The sequence below is a fragment of the Moorena sp. SIO3H5 genome (genome assembly GCF_010692395.1).
GTDB lineage: Bacteria > Cyanobacteriota > Cyanobacteriia > Cyanobacteriales > Coleofasciculaceae > Moorena.
This window is the reverse complement of record NZ_JAAHHS010000431.1, coordinates 1-6268: the sequence shown is the minus strand read 5'-3', so window position 1 is coordinate 6268 and position 6268 is coordinate 1. Positions and strand designations below refer to the sequence as shown.

Genomic DNA, 6268 nt, shown 5'->3' with positions numbered 1-6268 from the left:
TCATTCTGTTTGGACCCCAGTCGAAATTAGATGTAGCTGGTTCGTTTTTTGCGTCTGATGCTAATAGCTTGGTATTTGGTGATGGGCAAGAGTTTAGTGCCACGTCGCCAGAAGCCCCACCACTGTTAACCATTAATATTACTCCAGGATTGCAGTATGGCCAAGATGACCCCAGAACAACCATTACAAATGCTGGGAATTTAGCAGTAGGACAAGATTTAACTCTCGCCGCTGGCAACCTGGATTTACAGGGTCAACTGGAGGCTGGTGGGAATGTAACTCTGTTGGCAGAAGATACAGTCAACATCACCGATAGTGTAGCGCAACCCTTTAAAGCATCAGCCGGTGGTTTGTTTGTAATCCAGGGAAATCAGTCAATTACTATTGCCGCAAAGAACCATTCCGATAGCGGTTTATTGGCTGGTTCCGATTTACGGTTGCGCTCTGCTAATCCCATCACAGGAGATACTAACTATACCGTTGGCGGAAATATCATCATTGAGCAGTTGGATGGTAACCCAGGGAATTTCATTAGTCCCAATGATCCCATTATTTTGGCTAATGGAGATGTCAGTTTAGGAAACTATACCGGAGCATCACTCCATATTTTGGCAGGAGGGAGTGTTACCGTTGGGGACATCGAAATTAACTCTACCGATACTGGAGATAATGCGATTAGCCCTGATAACTCCAATCCGTTCTTGGCTAGTCTAGCTAATCTGACCTTGTCGGACAAAGCAGCAACGTCTGTAGTGATTGATGGCAGTAACCAACCTACTTTAGATATCCGGGCTGGTATAGATTGGACATTACTGGGAGGTTTTCCAGGAAATACAGATAGTGGTAACCTAGCCCCTAATGTTGGCAGTGCTGCTACTAGTGCCAATATCGAAATTGGTGAGATCTCGATTAATGCTCCCAATGGATTGGTATTGTTAACCAATCAGTATCAAGCTAACCAATCTTTAGTTAGTGACACCCTGAAAATTAGTTCGCTTCTGACTGGAGACGGTACCGTAGCTAACCTAGTCGATGATAACTTGACAAAGTTTGAGATAGATAAGAGTAAAAAGAGGTTTGAAGGGGATGGTGGCTCGGTCTTTATTGATTATCGCGGGGGGATTGACATAAGCGATCGCATTGATGCGTCTTCCGCTTCTGGGCAAGCCGGGGATATTACCTTGATTACAAATGATAAACTATCCCTTAACGGAAGTTTCATTATTAGTAAAACCTTTGGCACCAAAAACGGTAGAGATATCAAGATCGAGACTGGCTCACTGTTTGCTACTGACGGTGGTCAGATCGAAACCAGTACCTTTGGTCAAGCAAATTCCGGGAAAATTACTATTTTTGCTGATGATACAATCACCTTTGAAGGATTTAAAGGTAGATCTCAAAGGGAAAAGGAGATAGTAGAGAATCGCACTGGTATTGTCAATATTATCAGAGCAGGTGCGGAAGGTGACAGTGGTGACATTTCCATTACCACAGGTTCCTTGTTTTTAACTGGTGGCGCTCAAATCCAAGTCAGAGTTGGAGATCGACAGGCCGAGAACCAATCCTTTGAAGAATCCTTTGGTGACTCAGGGAATATTGAAATTGTTGCCCGTGACCAAGTGTTCTTTGGCACCGAGAAAGATCAATTTGGTGGTGCAGTCACTAGTGTCGAGGATAGAGGTGTCGGTAATGCTGGCGACATCACGATCAAGGCTAGGTCGGTTTCCTTAACTAATGGCTCCCTGCAATCCAACACTCAAGGGAAAGGGGATGCGGGTTCGGTAACTATTATGGCTACAGAAACAGTGACCTTCGACAAAGGTCCTAATTCTATCCTTAGTAGGGTGAACAAAGAGGGAAATGGCGATGGCGGTGAGGTCTTGATAGAAACTGGGTCACTTGTCCTCACCAATGGTGGTGCTATTAGGTCTCAGACAGAAGGGGAAGGAAATGGGGGTAAGGTAACAATTCGGGCACGGGATCAGGTAATTTTCGATGGGATAGGGAGTGATGACAACCCCATTCAGTGCGAGAGCCCTCCATGTTTCAGTGGTGTATTCAGTAGTGTATTAAAAACAGCAAGGGGTGATGGTATGGAGGAGATCATAGGTGGAACCATAGATATCTCAACTAATCAGCTCATACTGCGAGATGGCGGTAGGATTTCTGCTGAGGCTTCTGAGAATGAGGATTTCCAAGTCAAGGGCGGCAATATATATATTGACACCGAATTTCTGATTGCCTTTCCCGCAACTCCTCCTGATGGTAGCGATATCCTTACCAGAGCTCCAACGGGTCAAGGGGGTAATATCACTATCAATGCCTTAAGTGATTCCTTAAGTATTGTGGGTGATATTGAAGAGCGCAAAGCCTTCTCAGGCAATAGAAGAAATGATATAGATGCCAGTGGTCGTACAGACGGTAATGTAGATATCGACACCATCGATAACTTTGATGAGCGCGAACCAAACAGCTTACCCACGGAAGCAGGCAAGGCTGAATTATACCAGCGCTGTCAACCGGGTAATAGCACTGGCAGTAGGTTTATCAATACTGGACGTGGCGGCTTACCCCCTCGCCCAGGTGAAATCAGCAGCAATAGCCATTGGGAAGATATACGCCGCCCTTCTGCCCGTGGACGTTATCGCTCCCGTACAGCATTCGTGAATCCCCCCGTTAAGCCCCCCACTACCCCTAAGCCAAAACGGATTATAGAAGCTCAAGGCATCATGATTGATGCTGATGGCAATATCTTTCTTACTGCTAATCCAACAACTACCGTGACACCAAATGGGTCTTGGCGGCTGTCTGGAAAGTGTGGGCAGAGTTAGTGGGGAGATGGGGTGATGGGGTGATGGGGTGATGGGGAGCTAGGGAGATGGGGAGCTAGGGAGATAGGGAGGTAGGGAGCTAGGGAGATAGGGAGATGGGGAGCTAGGGAGATAGGGGACAATTGAGATAAATTCAATGTTGGCAACTCTGACTCCCGACTCCCTATAGTCTAATAACCTAGATAGTGATTTCTACTTTATCTGTTCCCTGTTCCCTGTTCCCTGTTCCCTAATCTAATAATAATAAGGATTTTCCGGTTCAGGAATTTTCTTAATCCCACTGGCTTCAATCACCAGCTGGCGTTTATCATACAGGGTTTCTGTAATCATGTTACCTTCAACCTCGATCCAGGTATCGGACGGATAATCATTACGGTTTTCATTCAGTTTTACTGGCAAACCTAAAGGATAAGCGTCAGCAGCACAACAGGTAATCACAAACCGGGAAATTAAGAGATGGTCTGGAGGGAGATTAGGAGGAATGACTACAAAACCATCCACTTTTACCTTTTGACCGGTATAGGCATCGGGTTCAGGATAAACATTCAAAAGCTTGATCCATTCAATGAGGGTGCGCTTTTCAGGATTGCTAGCACTACGGAAGGATTGCGGTTGCGATCGCGTTATGGTGGGGGCGTCGGCAATACCCCGGTGTAGGGCGGTTTGGCTAGTAAATGCTTTGGGTGTCACGATTAAACCAACCATTGCCGTAGCAATTAGGAAGCAACTACTCCAACTAGGGGGAAATAAGGTTGTATGTTGAACAGCTGGTCTAGTTACTGCTTTACCTAATCGGTGTTGACGCTCTAACTTCAGCAGCTGAGATAACCTCAAACCTGATATTAACAATAAAATTAGACCAGTGATAACTACCAAGCTAAAGTAATTGGGATGAATTAATAAGCTTAACTCACCAGTTAGCCAGGATTTCAACAATAAAACTCCCCATAACGCTAAAGCAATTACTTCTAAAAGAGGAATTGACCAGTTTCTCCTGTAAGAACTTTTTCTGGACAAACGTCCTGAATGGTTAGATGGATTCATCATTAACAAGCTACTGGATTGTAGGAGGATTTAAAAGTTAATTTAGGGAGTAGGGAGCAGGGAGCAGGGAGCAGGGAGTAGTGCTAAGAGTGTGGGGATATGGGCTAGACATTCTTAATCCCTAATAATTCATACTTAATAATTAACATTTCATAATCAGTAAATAGTTTTCATTCTACTTATTGTTCCCTGTTCCCTGTTCCCTGTTCCCTGTTCCCTATTCCCTGTTCCCTGTTCCCTGTTCCCTACTCCCTAATCCCTAATCCCTATTCCCTATTCCCTAACTAACATACAAATTAATAAACAAAGTTAATAAAAATGTTAACTGCCCTGCTATGAGAAATAGGTAAATGATTGACTTGGTTTTAAATACCGATAACAGTAAGCCGATGGCTTTGATGTCAATCATTGGTCCGAAGATTAGAAATGCTAACAACGAACCACTGGTGAAGGTTGAGGCAAAGGCGAGGGCAAAAAATGCATCGACGGTGGAACAGATGGATACTACAGCGGCCAATAGCATCATGGCCAAAATAGACATCACTGGTCCTTGACCGAGGCTAATGATAATATCACGGGGGATAACGACTTGAATAATGGCTGCGATCGCACTACCTAAAACTAGGATTGAGCCTAGCTCCCGAAACTCTTGTATAGCATTTTCGACAAAGAGCTGTAGTCGGTCAGGCAAGGGTTTGCTTTGTATGTCCTGGCTAGGGGCTGTGTTTAAGACATTAGTGTCTAGGGGCAAGGGTGTACCAGATTGACCGAGTAAATATGAGCCTGATTGTAGTAATGCTGGTTTATCTTCAGCAAATTTCCTTGGTCTAGAGCGAAACACTGCTCGTTGCAGTAGGGGGGCTAAGTCTTTCTGAGTACTGAAGACACAGCCGATAAAAATGGAAATACTTAAGGAAAATAAAATGCGCAATACCCAGATTTCCGGCTGGTCTCGAAAGGCGACCCAAGTTGACCAAATTACTACAGGATTGATGGTTGGGGCTGCGAGCAAAAACCCAATTGCCACTGGTGCTGGTGCTCCCTGGCTCAGCAGCCGCCTAGCCACTGGCACATTACCACACTCACACACTGGGAATAAAAAGCCGACACAACTACCAAAGACTGCTCCTAGAAAAGGGTGGCGAGGCATACTAGCAATCAGCTTGCGCTCATCGACAAAAAACAGCAATAAGCTGGAGAGAATTACCCCCAGTAGCAAAAAAGGTGTTGCTTCAACCAACAAACTCAAGAATAGGGTGAAGGCGTTGTTGAGCTGATTCATGCATTTTCCTGTTTATGCTTGAGCAACGTGTTAAGCAAGAGAAAAATCAAAGGTCAAACGTTAAACACTAGTCTGGGGAAAGGCTTTTGGATACCACCGATAGGGAATTTAATCGGGAAAACCTTACCTGATACTAGACGATTCTTTTTCAGTATAGAGGCCATATCTTTCACCGTAGGGTGGCGCATAGCTACACTTCGTGAGAACTTTTGGAATAGGCAAGAGTTTACTATCCTTGTTACTATCCGTTGGAAGCTTAAGCCAATGTCTGACCTAAATAAAATAGTATACCCTAATCTTGACCTATTCCTCTACGATCTACGGGAAGGTCTAGGGCAAGACCCGGAAATTATTGATCACAATCGTGAACGATTCTGGCAAAGAATCTATGGTCATCCCGAGGGTGATGAATCAGACCTGATCCTAGAGCCGACCTTACTGGCTAAGCTAAAACAGGCAGAACGCTCAGAATCTAGGTTGGTGGAACTATTGGGTGCTGATGTGGTCAAGAATTTCGAGCGTCCCTTGGAAGGCTACTACTACCCTATCCAAATTGGTAACACTTACGCCCTTCAGGTGAACTGTTCTGGAGTCTATGCTGATGGTATCAGACAATCCAACCATTCCCCCCAACCCATTACGAATATTAAAAATATCCAACGGGAAATTCTTGCCCACATCAATCACCAACCTGGAGCAATTGGTCAAACTTGGATCCTGTGGGGTCAACTGTGTGACCGTGATCAAGACCCTACACAAATTGCCCTAGAATGCTACAAGCAACTGGTGTCTCAACCCGACTGGTCAAGAGACTTTCAAGCCCAAGGCAAAGTGCTAGGGGGTACTTTATTTGAATTTTGGCGTCCTCCCGCCAATTGGTCAGAGCCAGAAGCTATCAAGCACAACCATCATCTGTTAATCTGGTTGTTTCCGAAAAAGCCATCTCTTGATTCTATAATAGACACCATTACTGGCATTTATATAGATTTAATTTACCTATTGTATTATCGTAACAAAATTCTTTGGGCTTATGGTGAAATTAACACACCACTAGCAGAATTGAAAGCTGATCTAGTTTAGATCGGAGTGGGCAGGACTTGTTGGAGCTGAA

Annotated in this window: 4 protein-coding genes and 1 pseudogene; 2 read left to right on the top strand and 3 right to left on the bottom strand. The window is 44.6% G+C overall.

Features of this window, described 5'->3' with window-relative positions:
* A pseudogene (locus F6K52_RS30425) lies at positions 1–2831 on the top strand (hypothetical protein); the annotation flags it as partial.
* Here F6K52_RS30425 and F6K52_RS30420 read toward each other — a convergent pair.
* From F6K52_RS30420 to F6K52_RS30410, 3 genes are all read right to left on the bottom strand, one after another.
* A complete protein-coding gene (locus F6K52_RS30420) occupies positions 2828–2968 on the bottom strand; it encodes a hypothetical protein (RefSeq protein WP_293087662.1) in 141 nt (46 codons plus the stop codon). The pseudogene F6K52_RS30425 and the gene F6K52_RS30420 overlap by 4 nt on opposite strands.
* 97 nt (positions 2969–3065) lie before the next feature.
* Positions 3066–3878: a TIGR03943 family protein gene (locus tag F6K52_RS30415; RefSeq protein WP_364420470.1), complete on the bottom strand. Its 813-nt coding sequence runs from the start codon at positions 3876–3878 to the stop codon at positions 3066–3068.
* A gap of 277 nt (positions 3879–4155) precedes the next feature.
* A complete protein-coding gene (locus F6K52_RS30410; RefSeq protein WP_293087659.1) occupies positions 4156–5157 on the bottom strand; it encodes a permease in 1002 nt (333 codons plus the stop codon).
* 18 nt (positions 5158–5175) lie between these two features.
* Between F6K52_RS30410 and F6K52_RS30405 the strand changes: the two genes are divergently transcribed.
* Positions 5176–6237: a hypothetical protein gene (locus tag F6K52_RS30405; protein WP_293087656.1), complete on the top strand. Its 1062-nt coding sequence runs from the start codon at positions 5176–5178 to the stop codon at positions 6235–6237.
* Positions 6238–6268: the final 31 nt, after the last annotated feature.